The sequence below is a fragment of the Flagellimonas flava genome (assembly GCF_050617915.1).
In the GTDB taxonomy this organism is placed as follows: domain Bacteria; phylum Bacteroidota; class Bacteroidia; order Flavobacteriales; family Flavobacteriaceae; genus Flagellimonas; species Flagellimonas flava_A.
Genome location: NZ_JBODQE010000225.1, coordinates 1 through 231, shown reverse-complemented (window position 1 = coordinate 231; position 231 = coordinate 1). Strand labels below are relative to the sequence as shown.

The 231-nt window shown below is 47.2% G+C and carries 1 pseudogene; it reads right to left on the bottom strand.

What is annotated here, in order from left to right:
* Nucleotides 1-231 (bottom strand): annotated as a pseudogene (locus tag ACRHOZ_RS21625) (pirin family protein); the annotation flags it as partial.

Sequence of the window (231 nt, the reverse complement as noted above, 5' to 3'; positions counted from 1 at the left end):
AGGGGGAATAGGTGGGCACTGGCGACTTTCTGTTATAGCCCTCCGCTGCAACCAAAGTGAATTCTGCAGAGCTTTCCGTCCATTTGGGAAGTTCATTATTGGGAATATGATGAAAAACGGGATTCATATCCTCCAAATGTTGGGGCAAAGCCACCCAAATCTGATATCCTTCGGACAAAAAAGTGTTTCCATTTCTAAGATGCGAAGGAGTACGCTGCGTGTGCGACACCC